The organism is Buttiauxella sp. AC142 (genome assembly GCF_979253435.1).
Genome location: NZ_CEEDCH010000001.1, coordinates 260103 through 278205 on the forward strand (window position 1 = coordinate 260103; position 18103 = coordinate 278205).

General features: G+C 46.8%; 15 protein-coding genes. 10 read left to right on the top strand and 5 right to left on the bottom strand.

Going from position 1 to position 18103, the window contains the following annotated elements:
- Positions 1 to 151 precede the first annotated feature (151 nt).
- Together AC0IWZ_RS01160 and AC0IWZ_RS01165 are read left to right on the top strand one after the other, a co-directional pair.
- Complete coding sequence (locus AC0IWZ_RS01160) at positions 152 to 1351, top strand: phage integrase SAM-like domain-containing protein (protein ID WP_471678353.1); 1200 nt, start codon at positions 152 to 154, stop codon at positions 1349 to 1351.
- A 535-nt stretch (positions 1352 to 1886) separates the two neighbouring features.
- Entirely contained in the window at positions 1887 to 3281 is a 1395-nt protein-coding gene (locus AC0IWZ_RS01165) for a hypothetical protein (RefSeq protein WP_471678352.1), read from the top strand.
- A 588-nt stretch (positions 3282 to 3869) separates the two neighbouring features.
- Here the strand turns inward: AC0IWZ_RS01165 and AC0IWZ_RS01170 are convergent.
- On the bottom strand, positions 3870 to 4484 hold the full coding sequence (locus AC0IWZ_RS01170) for an XRE family transcriptional regulator (RefSeq protein ID WP_471678351.1): 615 nt from the start codon (positions 4482 to 4484) through the stop codon (positions 3870 to 3872).
- Positions 4485 to 4587: 103 nt separating this feature from the next.
- Between AC0IWZ_RS01170 and AC0IWZ_RS01175 the strand changes: the two genes are divergently transcribed.
- The 6 genes from AC0IWZ_RS01175 (at position 4588) to AC0IWZ_RS01200 (ending at position 7946) form a co-directional block, all read left to right on the top strand.
- Positions 4588 to 4854, top strand: a complete 267-nt coding sequence (locus AC0IWZ_RS01175) for a helix-turn-helix domain-containing protein (protein ID WP_471678350.1) — start codon at positions 4588 to 4590, stop codon at positions 4852 to 4854.
- A 15-nt stretch (positions 4855 to 4869) separates the two neighbouring features.
- On the top strand, positions 4870 to 5427 hold the full coding sequence (locus tag AC0IWZ_RS01180; RefSeq protein WP_471678349.1) for a hypothetical protein: 558 nt from the start codon (positions 4870 to 4872) through the stop codon (positions 5425 to 5427).
- A gap of 35 nt (positions 5428 to 5462) precedes the next feature.
- Entirely contained in the window at positions 5463 to 5822 is a 360-nt protein-coding gene (locus AC0IWZ_RS01185) for a hypothetical protein (RefSeq protein WP_471678348.1), read from the top strand.
- A gap of 2 nt (positions 5823 to 5824) precedes the next feature.
- On the top strand, positions 5825 to 5959 hold the full coding sequence (locus AC0IWZ_RS01190; protein WP_471680525.1) for a DUF6392 family protein: 135 nt from the start codon (positions 5825 to 5827) through the stop codon (positions 5957 to 5959).
- Between the two features lie 411 nt (positions 5960 to 6370).
- Positions 6371 to 6946, top strand: coding sequence for a recombinase family protein (locus AC0IWZ_RS01195; protein WP_471678346.1), 576 nt, complete (start codon positions 6371 to 6373; stop codon positions 6944 to 6946).
- Positions 6947 to 7172: 226 nt separating this feature from the next.
- The gene (locus AC0IWZ_RS01200; RefSeq protein WP_471680484.1) at positions 7173 to 7946 is read left to right on the top strand and encodes a DUF2971 domain-containing protein; all 774 of its coding nucleotides are present in this window, start codon (positions 7173 to 7175) and stop codon (positions 7944 to 7946) included.
- 755 nt (positions 7947 to 8701) lie between these two features.
- Here the strand turns inward: AC0IWZ_RS01200 and AC0IWZ_RS01205 are convergent.
- Genes AC0IWZ_RS01205 through hflK form a run of 4 tightly spaced genes read right to left on the bottom strand, consistent with a single transcriptional unit; the run spans position 8702 to position 14589 of the window.
- Positions 8702 to 10600 (bottom strand): heavy metal translocating P-type ATPase, encoded by a 1899-nt coding sequence (locus AC0IWZ_RS01205; RefSeq protein WP_471678344.1) that lies wholly within the window; start codon positions 10598 to 10600, stop codon positions 8702 to 8704.
- Positions 10597 to 11649 (bottom strand): SPFH domain-containing protein, encoded by a 1053-nt coding sequence (locus AC0IWZ_RS01210; RefSeq protein WP_471678343.1) that lies wholly within the window; start codon positions 11647 to 11649, stop codon positions 10597 to 10599. The genes AC0IWZ_RS01205 and AC0IWZ_RS01210 overlap by 4 nt, the downstream gene beginning before the upstream one ends.
- On the bottom strand, positions 11642 to 12625 hold the full coding sequence (hflC, locus tag AC0IWZ_RS01215) for a protease modulator HflC (RefSeq protein ID WP_410373611.1): 984 nt from the start codon (positions 12623 to 12625) through the stop codon (positions 11642 to 11644). The genes AC0IWZ_RS01210 and hflC overlap by 8 nt, the downstream gene beginning before the upstream one ends.
- Entirely contained in the window at positions 12622 to 14589 is a 1968-nt protein-coding gene (gene hflK / locus AC0IWZ_RS01220) for a protease modulator HflK (RefSeq protein ID WP_471678342.1), read from the bottom strand. Before hflK ends, hflC begins: the two co-directional genes overlap by 4 nt.
- Positions 14590 to 14959: 370 nt before the next feature.
- Here hflK and tssI point away from each other — a divergent pair, with 370 nt between their 5' ends.
- Both tssI and AC0IWZ_RS01230 read left to right on the top strand, forming a co-directional pair.
- Positions 14960 to 17188: a type VI secretion system tip protein TssI/VgrG gene (gene tssI, locus AC0IWZ_RS01225; protein ID WP_471678341.1), complete on the top strand. Its 2229-nt coding sequence runs from the start codon at positions 14960 to 14962 to the stop codon at positions 17186 to 17188.
- A gap of 11 nt (positions 17189 to 17199) precedes the next feature.
- A complete protein-coding gene (locus AC0IWZ_RS01230) occupies positions 17200 to 17994 on the top strand; it encodes a hypothetical protein (RefSeq protein WP_471678340.1) in 795 nt (264 codons plus the stop codon).
- The last annotated feature ends 109 nt before the right edge of the window (positions 17995 to 18103 follow it).

Consider the following 18103-nt stretch of genomic DNA (forward strand, 5'->3'; position numbering starts at 1 on the left):
GCCAGTCCGTGGAGGTTGGGCCAGCAATTTCAACGAGTAGTATAGCGTAAGGGGGTGTGGGGCTGCCAGAGGGTATAATTTGGCCGCTCAAGTACCCTAAGGTGTTGAAGTGACTTTGATGGGAACCATTCTCAGTTAACAGAGGGTTTTCATGCAATCTTTACCAGATCTTTATCCAATCTTTATACAGCAAAATGTGCAGTTTTTAGACAGAACGGCTTCCTCAGAGCGCTCTTTTATGTGGCAGCGTCGATTAGATGGAAAACTTCTTCGAGTGAGCTTAAGGACACAGGATAAAGATGTGGCTCAGTACCGTGCTTTAAAGCTCACTGAAGCCGTTATAAGGCTATCCCAGCTAATGGGGAAGACGAACCCACTTTTGATTCGTGAAATGCTTCTAAAGGTCAGAGATAAGCAAATAGAGGATGAATTTTTATCTGCTGTCACTGCTTGTCAGGGTTTGGCGTATCCGGTGAGGCACGAAGAGAACATTACCCCGCTTTTATCTTCAGTATTTAAAGAGTGGCTTGAGGAAATGAGTTCTGATTGGGCGAAGAGTACCAAAGTACTTAATGAGAGAACGGTATACGGCTTTCTGGAATGGTGTGGGGATGTCCCTGTTGCTTCAGTAACGAAGAAGACAGTGAGTACTTATAAAAAGTTTCTTGATGAGTCGGGCAAGTCACCTCGTTCTAGGCAGGATGCTATAATTAAGGTCTCAGCTATGTTCAATTTCGCTATGAAACAACGTGATTACATTGAAAAGAATCCTTTTTTGGGGATGAATTATAAGAATGTTGAAAATTTGAATATCAAAACTGGTATTTCATTACTTGAACATCAAAAAATTATTGCTTCTCAGTATGTAGTAGAATCCAGACCTTTATGGTGGCTTCTTAACTTACTTTATTACACAGGAGTTCGTATTGGTGAGGCGATCCAAATCACTTCAAACGATTATATTGAGAAAGAAGATCAGGGTACGCTAATAAAATGCGTCAGCATTAATAATGTAGGTACTAAAACCGTTAAGAACAGTGAATCAATTCGTGACATCCCTTTAAGTGATAATCTTTTGAAGATAGGAATATGGGAAGAGAAACCTATATATCATTGGGTTAATAATTCATCTGCAAGCAATGCCATCAGCAAGGCTTTTAAAAGATCAGGTATGAAGCACACTGCACATGATTATAGATATGGTTTGTCTGATCGATTGCGAGACCTTAATGAAGTACCGGACCATATAAGGTTCTCAATACTGGGACATGCTCATAAGACAATGACAGATAGAGTATACAGAAGTAAGCAGCCATTAATGCAAATGAAACAAGCGATTGATCATATTTAACTTTAATTACGACAAGAGTAAGCAAGGTTTGTATTTCTTCCTTACCCGATTCTCCGCAACATCTAGATTTGTTTAAAAAACACGGGATGATTCTCAATTATGTGATATAATAAGATAAATGCTCTACACCCAAAATAATTCGAGTTCATCGAGGCAGCAAGAGATTGAGTCCCGATGAGCTTAGTAAACTAAGTGATTCTGGCGAGTTCACGCAGCCAACAAAGAGGCAGCTTGAACTATGACGGGTATATATCTCTAGTTTGCTCCGCGAAGAGGCACTTTTTTGAAATGATGGAATGTAGAGTAGAAGATAATGCAATGAATAAACATAAACAAACGTAATACTTTAAAAAAGTTAGAGCCTTGTAAAAATTACAAGGCCACATCTACAAAGTAGAATGCTTACCTATCGTATCAATCAATATGTAATTCTAAACTAAATTATAGGGTTTAGTACTTTCACTTTAGACAAAGTAATACACTATAAGAAATACTAACACGGATTGTTAGTACAACATGATAAAGGAAGATCAAAATGCATGACTATTTATTCAAATATATAAGTTCTGACTGTGGCAGTGGTAAAACATACTCACTTATTCAGAAAGTACTAAAAAGTACTGAAAAATACATGATAGTACAAGGGACATTAAAATTATGTGAGCAAACTACAAATGAAATAGGAAGCATTGCACGTTCAATTACAAGTAATAACAGTGCTAACGTGTATGAAGAGCTAGTGGCATTTTTATTTAACAATACACATAGAGTATTAGTAATTACTGATGTTGCATTTTTACAGATAAAAGATGTTAAATTGCTTTCTAAATGGAAAATATATTTAGATGATGTTGTGAGTTTTCATCACTTTGCATCACCTAATACCACCCAAAAATCACTAATTGAAAATAAGTTATTCCATTCATTTGACTGCGTGGGGAATATGCATGTAACAGCAAAACCTGTTATAGAATTTGATGATATAGTATTAGAAAGGGCTTCAACGGCTTTTTCATTCGTTAGACAGTACGATTATTTTCTTTTCAATGCTAGGTTCTTCGAGAAAGTAGGTGGTACTAATCAATACAAGAAAGAGAGAGACCAGCTACAAGTAATGTCTTGGGTAAATCTAAAACGCTTTGCAGGTCTTGATATTACTTTTATGGCGAATGACTTCGAAAATACCTTGGTGTATTTATCTAGTCCTGAATCATTCAAGAGTGTGAATGCGAATCTACGAACCCGCTCTAAGCCCTTGCAAGAGCGTATGCGGGTGTTTTATTTCAGTGATATACCATTGACTAAAACATTACGAATAAACTCGCCTGAACAATTTGAGAAGGTTTTAACATGGGTTAATACTAATCTTTCAAATTACATTTTTACGGTCAATGGTGAGCAAGATAATAAAGTACTGAACGGTCAATATATACCACCAAAAAGTCGTGGGATTAATGACTATTCGAAATATAAAACAGTAGTATGGTTAGCTAGTATGAAACCATCAAATATTGAAGCGAAACAGTGCAAGTTGATGTTTGACCTAACTTATGAAAACTTGGTTCAGAGTCGCGAGAGAGAAGAGTTATATCAATTTATCCAACGTTCAAATCTTAGGGATTATGCAAGTGATGAAATTGTAGATGTTTATGTATTCGATAAAGAACAAGCATTATCTCTAAGTGAGAATCCAGTATTGATAGATCTAGAAATCGAAAGTACTAATAGTGCTAAAGGCGAAAGTACGTTTATTCCTATGGCTTTATCGAGTGCTGAAAATAGTGCATATAGTCGTATTACCATTGAAAAATACCCAAATAAAGAGTCTTTTGATAAATTTATGAACAAGCGAGGTCAAGCAGCAATGAGTGAAGATAAGAAAAAACACTTTGAAAGAAAATGGTTTTCACTCCATTGCTTCCCAAAATGAGAGAAAAACAATCTAATAGTTATAGATATAAAATCTCTCAAGATCACATAAAAAGGAGTGGACCAAGAATAAAAAGGACGGGCTTTGCTCGTTCTTTTGTTCGAAGGGAATACGACATAAGGCGGTTGCTTGCCAACTGCCTTCATAGAGATCTATATAAAGAAGCACAAAAGCTACGCTTTCGGCTTGAAACACATCTAATAGCAATCGGCATAAGTATTAATCGACTTGTTAAAAGTAGTACATACTGCCGATTACTACACAATGTATTTCTTTACTCGCGTTCGCTCAAGCAATAAAAATACACAAAGTGTTATGGTCGCTCGTTGCTCTCGCTAAAGTCTCTGGGAGTACTACGCGTCGCATGGCTCCTTGTCGGGGTTATCGGGCTGTTAAAGCCCTTACTTACCCTGCCAGTACAAAGTATCTCTTTCTTGAGTGGGGTGATCTCAGAAGGCACAGCAATCCCCAAATGCGACTTAGAAGTACTATATATATATGCTTAATAGTAAAAACGCCGAGGCGACGCCGTCAGGGCGTTAAATGGGGTAAATGGCTTATCTTATGGAGTTAATATGGGTCCCAGTACTATAACTGATTCAGTACTATCTCAACTTGCCCCAGTATCTCAAATGAAGATAAAGAAACTTCACTGACGAGCATCTTATTGTATTTGTTATTATCACTACTCAAACAGAACCCTTCTGGCACTATCTGGACTCGTTTGTACAGATAGTTTTCTCCCTTACGCAGAACGATCACTTTTCCCTCTTTTAGCTGCTTCTGGCTCTGGTCTATGAGCAGAAGACTTCCTATGGTAAATGTCGGGTGCATTACATCGGTATCAACTCGAAGGGCTACAAGTTCTTTTGTTTTGTTTTGAAATCCTGGAAATGCACCAGAATCCAGCAAAAGGAAACCATTATTATCAATAAAAGGTACTTCTACTGTTCTTTCAATTTCCCCTGTACTGATAGATTGTGCAAATTCTTTGCCAGTGGCAAGCCATTCGACAGATACGCCACCAGCTTTAGCAAGTAGTACAAGGTTCTCTAGCGTAGGACTTGAAACGGCCTGAAGATAGTTATGTACAGTACTGTAGCCGATACCAGCTCTCTTCGCGAACTCCCGTCCAGAACCAGAGGGAACAATTGATTTCAGCCTTTCGCTAAACTGTACCACACTCTCTTTTTTGCCTGTCATTTATGATCTACCACAGATTAAGGAACATGAGTTCCTTATTTTCAATTGACGAATTCCTTTTAATGATCAATCATGTTCTCAAAGTAAGTAATGAGTGGTCATTATGAGTATTCACAATCGATTAGAATCGCAGATAAAGGAGCAAAATGCCAGTACTGAGAACTGGCATCGGGCGGACATACTTGCAGCTATTAAGAAACGAGGAGGATCATTAGCACAGCTTTCAAGGGAAAACGGACTACATGAAAGAACGTTGTACAACGCACTTGAACGACGTTGGCCTAAAGGAGAACAGATTATTGCCGATTATATCGATGTGGCTGTACATGTCATTTGGCCTGAACGCTATAAACAACTTAATGTAAACTAAACTTGAGGGGAATGTATGTCTGGCTTGATTATTTTTATTATCTGTATAGTTCTTGCTGTACTTACATATAGGAAAGTTTCAAATCGTTCCAGAAATAAAGGTTGGGGAAAGTTCCGTACTTTAACACTTTCCTTATTAATGAGTTTTATTGTGTTTTGTGTGTCGATAGGTATTGGTGCAGGAGTTGTGTCTCAGGATAAAAGTACTGATGCAAAAGCTTCAGCGGCTGGCAGTACTGAAAAAAACAAAGTAAATGTTTATACGTGCAATAAGTTCGATGCAATAACCCAAACCCGACAAGGAACAAAACGCAATTCTGGTTACTATTCAGACAAAGGTGTTTTAATAGAATATACTCTCTCGGATAATGAACTAATTGAGCGAATGCCAATTCCTGGCGATAAAGATAGTATTGAAACGGCTAAGTTTAATAAGATCGCAGATGATGGCTCTAGAAAATATGGGAGTCAGTCCACTAACTATTTTGTTTACGTGATGAATGACAGTTCCATAAAAGTTATTTCCGTCAACTTTGCCGCAGATATGACAATCACACAGATTTGCTCAAAATAAATTGCAGTACAGGAAACTTACTAAGGAGAGGGTAAATGAAGAAATCAATATATGCAGTACTGTTAACGGTAATCCCATTAACTACAATTGCGGCTACTATTCCTGATGGGAAAACTGAAAAGCCCTTTGTTGTTAGCAATGAAGTTGTTTGTTTGAAAGAAATTCAGAAGCAAGTCACCCCTTATCTCAGGTCATTTGAAGAGGAAAGCGGGGTTAAGTACAAATACAATGTTAAATCTGGTCTGTCATACAAAGATACTGTGGGGCTACGGTTACAGATCAACCGAGTGGATTCAGGACTGAATGTGCGTGTAGCTGAGCTGGACTACTATTGGCTACAGGAACGGGGAAGTATGTGCCAGCCAGTGTACATGGTACTTGATCGTTCGCAATGAATATGCTGCTGGACAAGGTCGTCGGCAGGATTGAGCGATTTACTGTTGAAAATTTCCACATTCCAATCACAATGCAAATCCGCTATGACATGGTTATTGCAGTTACTTTCTTACCTACATCAGTACTCCGTTGGTAAGCGACATATGCGGCCTCATGTAGGCCGCTTTTTCATCCTCGCTAAAAGTACTGGTCTTTAGATCACAAAATAATCGAAACCCAGTCTCCCAATTTTTTGACAAAAAATCTAAAGGGATCGTTTACTGAGATAAAAGTACAGTCAGAATTTTTCTGCACGATATAAAATCTCGTTCATCTGCTCAGGTTCAACCCCACCGACCAAATGCCATGTACTCCGACCTCAGTACCGAACTTTTCACTAACCCTTCATTGACTAAAAAATAAACTAGTTGAAATATCTTTTGGGTAGTCCCTTGTGATACTCCGCTTTTGCGTCTCGTTTAGTATCATTTAGTAATTGTAAGTACTTAAATGATACTGTATCATTCAGTTAACTCAAATGATACTAATCGGTAATAAGGGCAGGGAAATGATTTTTGGTTATGCTCGTGTATCAACAAAAGAACAAAATCTTGAGCGTCAATTGGCAGTACTGGAACCTGTTTGTGATAAAATCGTTACTGAGAAAGAATCTGGGAAGTCCACCAGCGAACGGCCTGAACTGTTGAACCTGCTTTCACATCTCCGCGAGGGTGATACCCTCATTACTCATTCAATTGACCGCCTCGCACGTAATACCCGCGATTTACTGGAAATGATTGATAGCCTTGTTGAACGTGGGATCACTGTTCAGTTTATTGCTAATTCAATGAGTTTTGATAACTCCCCACAATCCCGCCTGATCTTAACCATGATGGGTGCTGTTGCAGAGTTTGAAAGAGGTATGATCGCATCACGCCGCTCCGAGGGGATCGCCCTTGCCAAAGAAGCTAAGAAGTACAAAGGTAAGCAAAAGAACATAGAACTTCATAACAAGATTGTCGATATGTTACAGGCCGGAAAGAACACACCGGACGAGATCGCAAAGTTGTGCGATTGCGGTCGGGCTACAGTATTTCGCGTAAAGAAAGAAATGCTTGTCGGTAAGGCATGTATTGAGAACTGATATAGCGGAAAGGGGCAAATAAATCAAACTGCTTGTCGTGTATTACATGAATCCTTTCGATATCATAAGATACTATTCAGTGAAAAATGTCCATGTTTTTGAGCGGTATCACATATAGTTGAGTATTTTTGTATCAAAATCAAATGAGGCATACATATTAAAATATTCTCAGTGTTATAGTGCTTAGATACATTAATATTGAATTTTAACATATAAGGATGATGCTTTGATTGATTTGGAAAAGTATAAGATCAATGAGTTCCTCAATAGTCAAGTTTCGAAGATTTCAAAAATAACTCACTTTTATAAAGATACTGATAATGACTTTTCTAGTATTGAAGAAGATTACATTTGGTTTTCTGGTTTATTAACTTTCAATGATCCGTTTGAGGTTAATATTCAGGGCGGTGATATTGATTTTAAAGTTTTAGATGAATCACAAATGGTTTCATTTTTAATGAGTAATCCATTTGTACAGCTATGTGATGAAAGAGGTAAAGTATTCATACCTTTTCAGTTAAGTAGAGATGTTGTCGAAAGAATTGTTGAAAAGAATTTTGAAGCATTCCAGGAACCGCTTAATGAAATAGTTATGAATTATGTCAGACGACTGCAAGAAAATAAATTTCAATGTTTTAGCCACGATGCCGTCAATAAAGATATAGTTAAAAGCAGACTGATGTGGTCCCACTATGCGAGAGGGCTTAGAGGATTTGCTGTAGAATTTGAGTTTGATCCACTACTTGATTCAATGTCTAATCTAAATAGTGGTTATTTCAATGGCTATACATTGATTAATTACACGGAATTAGGTTTTAATGACTACATTTTAAATGTTACTGATAACGCAGAACCTCTTTTTGTAGATAGAATGATGTTTACTAAACACATAGATTGGGAGTATGAACAAGAAGTACGAATAATGATTAATAGAAATGAGGGGTATTATGACAGAATCTTGTATATCTCGAGTTATTGTCGGTCAAAAAATGACAAATGAGAATAAAATTAGGATGAGAGATATATTAGAAAGGAAAGGACTAAAGGATAAACTATACATTGCGAATTTTAATAGGCGGGATTTTTCAATACATATTGAAAAGTTTGAATGACTTTAATTTCAAATGAAAATCAGTTGATAGTATTTTACACTTTATCTTCAGTTATCGTAACTATAGGTTGTTACTCATAAGATTTCTCATGTCAGTGTCAAATATACTTGATGCTGCCATGAATGGTGCTGCGATTGCTCGGAAAATCCATGTGGGTGAACATCGTATACTATAAGCTGTATAGGTTTGTATTTGTAGTTACTGCGGATAAAAGCATAGTTAAATGATATATATAAATTTCACTAGGCTATTCAACTTACCGAAACATAAAATCTTGATCTCTTTTGTCATTTCCCCTAAGGTCCAAACTTCCTAAACTACCATCAAATCCGCACCAACACAGGCTTACTACCCTAATAAAGTGTTTTCAAAATGGCTGTTTAACATAGTTTATCCGGCTTAGAGCCAGAGCCTCGGAAGGAAAGTTGAAAATCTAAGGGTTAATACGTTTTGACTGCCAGTCCGTGGAGGTCGGGCCAGCAATTTCAACGGGTAGTATAGCGTAAGGGGGTGTGGGGCTGCCAGAGGGTATAATTTGGCCGCAGACGGCCTTTCGTAGGGCGGGCAAGCGCAGCGCCCCCGCCAGCATGGGTGAAAACGGCGGATGACGCTTCGCTTATTCGCCCTACAACTGCTATTTCCATCACCCGCTCAACTTTTCTTCAAATCGCAATATTCGCCCGGCATTGCCCAGCACCAGCAGCGTGCTCAGGTTATGCAAAATGGCGGCAATCACCGCGCCAGATGCGCCGAGCCAGCCGAAAGCCGCAGCGGCGACAATCACCAGCGTCCAGCCAAGGCCGATCATCACGTTGACTTGCAGCGTGCGGCGGCAGCGGCGGCTCAAGCGCACGCAGGTGCCGAGGCGGCGTAAATCCCCGCCAATCAACACGATATCGGCGGATGCCATAGCGATATCCGAGCCGCCTGCGCCCATCGCGACGCCGACAACACCTGCTTTGATGGCCAGGGAATCGTTGATGCCATCGCCGACCACCATCGGTCGGAAGCCGTTGTCGATTTGCACGCTGACCTGGTGCAGTTTATCGGCGGGCAGTGCGCCTGCGATAACGTTGTTTATGCCGACTTTTTTGGCGATGCGTTGCGCTACTGCTTCACGGTCGCCGGTCAGTAATAATTGCTGATTCAGCCCGAGATCGCGCAGTTCGGTCATTGCCTCTGCCGCTTCGTCGCGCAGGCTGTCGGCCAGTAAAATCCAGCCACGGAAACGACCCGCCAGCACCAGGCCGACAATTGGCCCGTCGTGTGGAGGTTCTTCTGGTAAATCGGCAACCTGAGTTTTTAACAATTCATGTCGGCCAAGATACGCCTCGCCCCCCGCTGTGGTGGCAGAAATACCCAAACCTTGATGTTCATGCACATTTTCAAGCTCTGGCCACGCACTTTGCGGGGCGATATTGACCAGCGCCCGGCTGACCGGGTGGTTACTGGTCGCGCCGAGACTTGCCGCCAGAGCGGACAGCGCCTGCGGTGATTCGCCGGCTTCAGGTAGCAATTCATGCAATTGCAGTTTGCCGTGCGTGAGCGTACCGGTTTTGTCGATAATCACCGCATTAAGCTCGGCAAGTTCTTCGAGGAAAGCCGCACCGCGAATCAAAATCCCATGACGCGCGGCGACGGTTAGCCCGGCAATTGACGTTGCAGGTGCGGAAAGTACCAGCGCACACGGGCAGGCGGCAACCAGCACGGCCAGCATCGCCTGGTTATTCTGCGTCAAAAACCACGTGCTGGCGGCAATCAGTAAAACCAGCAGCAAGTAGCGTGCAGCGTGGCGTTCCAGCAAGCGGGTAATTGGCGGGCTGGCCTGTTCGGCACTTTGCATCAGCGCGATAACGCGACCAAGCGTTGAGGTTTCGCCGGTCCGCGTGACTTCAATACGCAGCCGTCCGTCGAGATTAATCGCGCCACCATAAACGTTCATGCCGGGTTTCACTTCCAGCGGAACGGACTCTCCGGTAATTGGCGCGGTGTCGAGGCTCGCCTGGCCCTCCAGCACGCGTCCGTCAGCGGGTAAACGGTCACCCGCCCGCACTTCCACGATGTCGCCCGCCACCAGTTCGTGGTTGTCGATATCGTGCAGATTGCCGTCTGCATCAAAACGTCGCGCCCGGCTGCGGGTGAGCTTGCCGAGGGCTTCAATCGCCTCTTGCGAGCCAATCACGCTGCGCTCTTCAAGAATGTGGCCAACGGTCATGATCAACGGAAGCAAGGCAGCGGTGAGCAAATCGCCCGTCGCCCAGGAGCCAATTAGCGCCAGCGCCACCAGTTGATCGGTAATGCCGTGCAGGCTTGGGTAGCGCAGGCTGTAAAAGGCGTGGCGCAGCACCGGAATGCCGACCATCAGCGAGGCCGCACCCAGCAGAATATCCGCCACGGCGACTTGTTCCGGTGCCAGGCCGCGCCACAGCAGACCGAGTATTAACGTGCCGCTGGCGACCAGCGCCAGAATCAGTTGGCGAGTGATCTGGCGCTGTTCCTGATGGCTTAATGCGCCGCCAGGATTGATAGAATCGGTACTCATTTTTGAGAAGGTTCCTTTTGCCCGGCGGCTTGCAGAATCAAATTCGCATCATCCTGCGGTGAAACGGTAATCACCGATTCGGCCTGCGCCAGAATCGCCGCAATGCGTTCGCGGTAAACGCGTGGCAGCAGGTCTGGATCGTGTGGAGTGTTGGCTAATCGAGCGACCATCGCGGTATCGGACTGGGCTTTTGCAACTTTTTCTTGGGCTTGTGCCTGGGCTGTCTGGCGCGTCTGGTCGGCAAGCTGGGTCGATTTTTGCCGGATTAAAGAAGCATCGGTATTCGCGGTGGCGATGGCCTGTGAAGCCTTCTGGCTGGCGGTGAGAACGGCGTTAAAAGCGGTGACGGTCGAGGCCGGCAGAGTCGACTGGACGGTGACACGCTCAAGGGTAATGCCCAGCGAGCTGCCCGATTGCGCCAGGCGTTGCAAATTCTGCTCGACGTTATGCTGCACATCCGCACGCAGACGTTCTCGCAGCCTCGCGACGTTCATATCATTGCCGATCATTTCCGGGCGGGCGACCAGAATCGTGTCGAGATCGCGTGCGGCACACACCGCAACGGCGGCACGTTCAACCAGGCGATCGAGCGCGGGAATAACGTGTTCACCTTGCAACACATAATCCATCGGGCTGTTGACGCGATAAAACACGCTGATATCCAGCTGCACCACACCCGCATCACCGGTCAGCAAGTAGCCGGATCCCGCCAGTGCGTCGCTGCTGTTATCGTCGCGCATGTCCGCATTCAGCGCGTTGGGCGAGCGTAAAAGTGCGCTAACGCGATGTTCGATAACGCGGTCAGGTGCAGGCACCATCACCACGTCATCAATCGGCTTTGGCCAGCTCAGTAATAAACCGGGTTCAGCAATGCGTTGCTGGGCGCCAAAATGTAGTACCACAGCGCGGCTGTCAGCAGGAACCTGGCGGATGTTTGAGAACAGCCAGCTTGCGGCGGCCAGCAGCGTCAGCCCGAGCAGCGCGTAAAAGGCGAGGCGTATGGATTGCGTCCACGGGCCTGCGGATGTTTTCGGCTGATGCTCACTCATGAGTTTTATCCAGCTTCGGCCCTTCTACCAACAAGCGGAATGGTGCGGCATCGGTGCGCAACACCAGGCGAGTGCTGGAATTCACCACGCCGCTAAGTGCATCAAGCTGGCGTAACAGGCTATAAAGCTCTGGCGAACTGGCGTAAGCCTTGCCATAAATTTCAGCCGCCTGCACCTGAGATTGCGCTTCGATATCGGCGGCCTGAACCTGCGCCTGCGCTTCGACAATACGTGCGTCGCGCTCAGCCGCGGAGCGTATTTCTGCGGCAGCACGTTTGCCTTCGGCGGTGCGTTCTGTGGCAATGGTTTCACGTTCGGCACGCATCCTGTCGACAGTGGCGTTGAGCGTGACCGCAGGGAGCGTCAGACGTTCGGTTCCCACCTGCACCAGACGAATGCCGTAACTTTCCAACAGCGGTTGGCTGATTTGCGCCTGTAAATGCGATTCAAACTGACCGAGCTGTACCTGTTTGCTGTCGGTATTCACCAGCTGCGAGAGGGTAAAACCACTGGTGGTGGTTTCCAGCGCCGAACCCAAATAAGCCCGGATCTGCCGTGCGGCTTCGTCAGGCTGATTTTGTACCGCACGCATAAAACGCTGCACATGTTCCGGCGTGTTATCGACCTGCCACACCGCATAAGACTGGACGATGATCCGCAGCCCATCGCGCGTGCCGACATCCTGTAAGCCGCTTGATGTGGTGCGCATCCGCAAATCCACGGTGGTGGCCGTTTCAAAAGGCGCAGGTAGCCGCCACGCAAGCCCTGGATTGAGCAGCACGCGCACCGGGTTGCCAAAACGGGTAATGATCAGCGATTCGCCGGAGCGAACCTGAACCAGACTGGCGGCAGCGACGAGGATCAGCACGAGTAAACCGGCGCCTGCAATACGCTTCCAGGCTCCGGATTTAGGCGCTTCAGAGTGATGGTTGTGGTGGCAACCGTGACTGCAACCATGTTGATGTGAATGGCTCAACGGGAAGACTCCTGTGTCGGTTTAGAAGGCGCGTCACGCCGTGCTGCTTCGTTCAAAGAGGGAAATTCACGCAGGTCGATGGTGGGTGGCGAGCCTGCGCCAATACGACTGTCGATAATCATCAATGGGCTATGGCCTAAGGTTTGATGCAACTGGCTGAACCACAACTCATCAACAAAAACCTGGCCGGATTGCTCGACCGCCTGTTTTTGCGCGGCAAAACGCACGGCAGTTGCCTGTGCTTTGCTGGTGACATCGGTGGCGTTCATTTGTGCCTGGTTCTGGCGGGTTGTCGCAGTGGTTTGCGCGCTGGCAGCGAGTTGCGCCGCGTGCCCACGCTCGCGCGATACCAGTGCCTGAGCTGAAATTTGCGCGGCCTGCACGCCATGAAATGCATCGGCGGCCCCGGCTGGTGGGTGAATGGCTTCGACCACCGTTGAAAGCAACTCCACGCCGCTGTGTAACTCGTCGAGCCTTTGTTGCACTGCCCGGTTAATCTGGCTGGCTAAGGCATTACGTTGCTCGCCGAGTAACTGTTCAAGCGTGAGCGAGGAAAACTGATGCACCAGCACTTGATTGGCGGTGCTGCGGATAAGCTCTGGCAGATTATTGCTGCGGTAAGTCGCCGCCAGCGCGGCGTTATCGGTTAAGCCAATGCGCCACATAAATCGCACATCGCTGTTAATAATTTGCAGGCTTTGCTGGTCGCCACTTTGGCTGGCGATAATCTGTGCTTTATCAAAGCTATGAACGGCATCCCACAGGCGATCCGCACTTTGCGGCGCATTACCTTCCGCACTTGCCAGCGGTTCGGATGCGGCATCCGGCTCTTTTCCGGCAGCCAGTTCATGCACCTGGCCGTTCTCAGTCAGCATCACCTGACCAAAAGGCCACGGCAGCCCGTAATGCAGGCCGGCAGGTAAGACCGCAACAGGTTTACCAAAACGTTCGTAAATGCCGCGCTGGGTGGTAGAAACTTGCTGGATTCCCGTCAGCAACCAGCCGCAAAGCATCATCACCGCAACAACCGGCACAAAAGCACGCTTCAGGACGGTGAACGCCCAAAGTTGGCGCAAATCAATGCCAAAGTGCTGATGGATTTCATGCTGGAGAAACAGTAGCGGGCGCGGGGGCCAGACGAGCTGTGCCGCCAGTTGGCTTTTTGCCAGATATTCCGGTTCTGCGTCTTCCGCTTTTGGCGGCATAAACAGCGAAAAAAGACCGCGCAGCAGGAACTCAATCGCCACCAGTAACACCAGAATCGCGGGCAGGTTAATCAGCAGTGAGAGCGTGACAGACGGGAAAACCAACGGCGGTAAAGAGAGGAATTGCACCGCAAGCGTTAAGCGCAATATCGGCGCAATGAATTTCGCTTCCGGCCACGCTTCGCTGGCAGTCGCCGCCAGATGACGTTCGGCAACCAGAGTGGCAAACATCGCCGCCGCAATTATGCCGACTGCCGCCCAGCGCAGTGTGCCTTCATCCAGCCCGACGTAATTAGCGCCCCAGCCCGAAAGCGTGACAAACAACACGAGTGCCGCCATCAAGGCAAGGCTAATCCCATCGCTTTTGAGCGCCGCGTTGATGCGTTTGACGTTAACAGGAATGAGCGCGCCAAGCCGCTGATAAATGGTCGGCGAGGCTTCAGCTTCCGTCAGAGCTTCTTCACTTTTCAACGGTGGAGCGAAGATATCAGCTCGCCACTGGCATATTCGTTGCGCGTTATAAAACGCGACGGCTAACAACATCAGCACGGCGGCATTGCTGGTTAACAGCGCTGTCCAGCGGGAAGATGACTCGAAAGTATGAGTTATCAGCGCCACAACAAGCATAAGGAAAATTGTCGCACCTAGCCCGAAAACGACTCTTGCGGCCAGCATGGCCTGCGAAGATGCCAAAGAGTATCGAGCCTGAGCGACTAACGGCGAATGCTCCGTCAGTTCAGATAATGGGGAGGGCTGCATGGAATGATTACTTTCAGGCGCAAGGTGTCTGCGACATTGAGGTTAATTGTTATCATATAACATATCACGGAGATGAATTATCCGTAAATGAAGTGCGGGTAACGGTTTGTACAAACGGGGTGTGGAGCGTGGTTTCGTAGGCCGGATAAGCGTTAGCGTCATCCGCCACCTTTAGAACAATTATTTCCCCTGTACGTTTTCCTACCCAACAAAATCAATCTTCGTGATACCCATCACAGTCAAATACCTTCATCAATCCTATCTTTATTTCCGCTCATCATATTGATTTTATTATATTTATCAGGGTGATGATTTAGTTTCAACTATAGGCTCTGGTCAATAATTCCACGGACAGGAAAGGACTTCCCTCATGGCTTCAGACTGCACCCGCTTTACCTTCACCGCCGGGCGTACTCCGGCGGACACCTTTGCGGTGGTGAACTTTAAGCTTAAACAGTCCCTCTCCTCCCTGTTCAGCCTGGAGATCACCGTCGCCTGTAATGACCCGGCGATTGGCTTTCAAAAACTCCTCGATGAATACGGGGTTCTCACCATCTGGCAGGGTGACGTGATTAAGCGCCGGGTGCGCGGCCTGGTCACCTTCTGCGAGCAGGGCGATTCCGGCAAACATCAGACGATTTACCGCATGACGGTACGCCCGGAGTTCTGGCGCAGCTCCCAGCGGCAGAACTGCCGCAGTTTTCAGAACTACGACATCGAGTACATCTTTGCAAAGCTGCTGAAAGAAATGCGTATCCGCACGCATGACGCGCTGTTCCGTCGTCCGCATCCGGCGCGGGAATTCTGCGTGCAGTTTATGGAGTCGGATTACGATTTTATCGCCCGCCTCGCCGCCGAAGAGGGGATTTTTTTCTTCGAGGATGAATATCTCGACGACCGTGACCAGAAGCTGACCTTCACCGATGACCGCTGCAAGCTGCGCGGCCTCGGGGCGTTTCCGTATAACCCCAATGCCGCCTCTGAATCGTCCACCTACTGCATCAACACCTTTTGCCGCAGCGCGCAAATCCGCCCGGCAAAAGTCACCACAAAGGACTACACCTTCACCGCCCCGAACTGGCAGGCACAGTACCAGGAAGAAGGGGCAGACCTGTCTTATCAGCGTCCGGACTATGAAATCTTTGACTATCCGGGGCGTTTTAAAGACGAACAGCACGGTGCCGATTTTGCCAGATATCAGATGGACGGCTGGCGTAATAACGTCGATTTTGCCAGCGGCACCAGTAATTGCCCGCAGTTACAGCCGGGGCGCTGGTTCACCCTTACCGACCATCCGCGTGAAGATTTAAACAGCCCGTGGCAGGTGGTGTCGAGCGAGATGAACGGCAGCCAGCCGCAGGCGCAAATCGGCAGTTCAGGCCAGGGCACCACGCTCACCAACCGCTTTTATGTTATTCCGGCCACCCAGACCTGGCGCCCGACACCGTTGCCGAAACCGCGGGTGGACGGCCCGCAAATAGGCATTGTCACCGGTCCGTCCGGGGAAGAAATCTACTGCGACGAACACGGGCGTGTGACGGTGAAATTTGCCTGGGACCGGTATAACAAAACCAACGAAGAAAGCTCGTGCTGGGTGCGTGTCTCGCAGGCGTGGGCAGGCACCGGATTCGGCAACATCGCCATCCCGCGCGTCGGCCAGGAAGTGATTGTCGATTTCCTCAACGGCGACCCGGACCAGCCGATTATCACCGGGCGAACCTATCACGCTGCTAACCGCGCACCGGGCGACCTGCCGGGCACCAAAACCCAGATGGCGATACGCTCGCAGACGTATAAGGGTGCCGGGTACAACGAACTGATGTTTGAGGACCAGACAGGCCAGGAGCTGCTGTCGATGCATGCCCAGAAGGACATGAAGACGGTAGTGCTCAATAACCGCGACACCAATGTGAAAGTCGACCACCGCGAAACCATCGGCAATAACCAGCAGGTCACGGTCGGACTGGGGCAGACCGTGAAAGTCGGCAAGGAGAGCGCCGCCGGACACGACCAGACAATCACCGTGGCGCATGACCGCAGCATCACCGTACGCAATGACCAGACGCTGAAAGTCACCCGCGACCGGACGGCAAACAGCGGCCGCGATGACAACCTGTATGTGGAGCGCGATCGTAAAGTCACGGTGAAAGGCAGCCAGCAGCACAGCACGACAAAAGACCATATCAGCCTGGTGAAGGGCCATCACAGCCTGGAAGTGAAAGGCGACCTGGCGCAGAAAGTGGCGGGTGCACTGGGTGTGGATGCGCAGGGTGACATCGTGTTGCAGAGCAACAGCAAAATCACGCTGAAAATGGGCGGTTCATTCATTGTCATCCACCCCGGCGGCGTGGACATCACCGGGCTGAAAATCAATCTCAATGGTGGAGGCAGTCCGGGGACGCCAGTTAAGATAGCCGGGGACGGTTCCTTACCTGGGGAATTATTGACACAGTATTTCGACCGAAAACTTCGTTTTTCATCAGACATTACTTACAGGGTAGAAACAACTGAGGGGGAGGAAATTCTTTCCGGGTCTGGAGTAAGTGGATATATCGGCAAAAAAGATAGTCAGTCGGAATATTGGGTATTTGTGAGTTGAGAGATAAAAAAATGGAAAAAATAGATCTGGACATTGATGGTCAACCTTATTTGATAATAACGAAAGATGAAAAGACGGAGTTAGGCTTTAAAGGAAACACCACACCTGAAACGGAGGAGGAATCTCATGATGTAGATATTCCTAACGTTTTAATTATCACAAGGAAAAATGCTGATGTTTTATTTGTTCTGAGAGGTGGCGATACAGACTCTTTTAAGGTTGTGACAGCTCAGGGCTTATACGATAAATTTAAATATCAGTGGTTTGAACCATTGGCTGATAACTATCGTGAGTTATTGTACGTTAACGATGCGGATTATACTAAGGATGCCTATGAATTATTTACATGGACGGATATCGTAACATTCTCTCTTATAGATCGCACCCCATTAGCTTTTCGTCCAAATTGCGAGGGAGATTGGAAGAGTAATTCTGTAGGTGGGGCTGGATATCTGCTCGTCATGATAAATAAAATTCCATATTGGACGGATGCTGTAGGGCAAATACCATTTTCAATCGATACTTACAGAATGAATAGAAATATACCGTCGACTGTTGAAACGGGAATGATATGGGGGACAGGGAGACGTTCTGACGCAGCTGACAGGACAAATACTTATGATAACTTCTTTGTACTAAGAGGGACTTTATATGCAAGTCAAAGATTCACATACGGCATTAAATCTGGCGATGGTACCTATCCTGCGGTGGATGTTGTTGAAAAAGATAATGCTACGCCAGAAGATACATTAGGTAATTCAATAACACCTGAAGAGTATGATGCATATGCAATCTGGAAAAAATAAAAATATTTATTTATTAAATGGTCGACTACTGGTTGGTTTGTTTGCATGTATGGTTTATAGAGTCGTTTCTATATCACTTGCAACAATTTATACTCATTTTTTCGTTCCT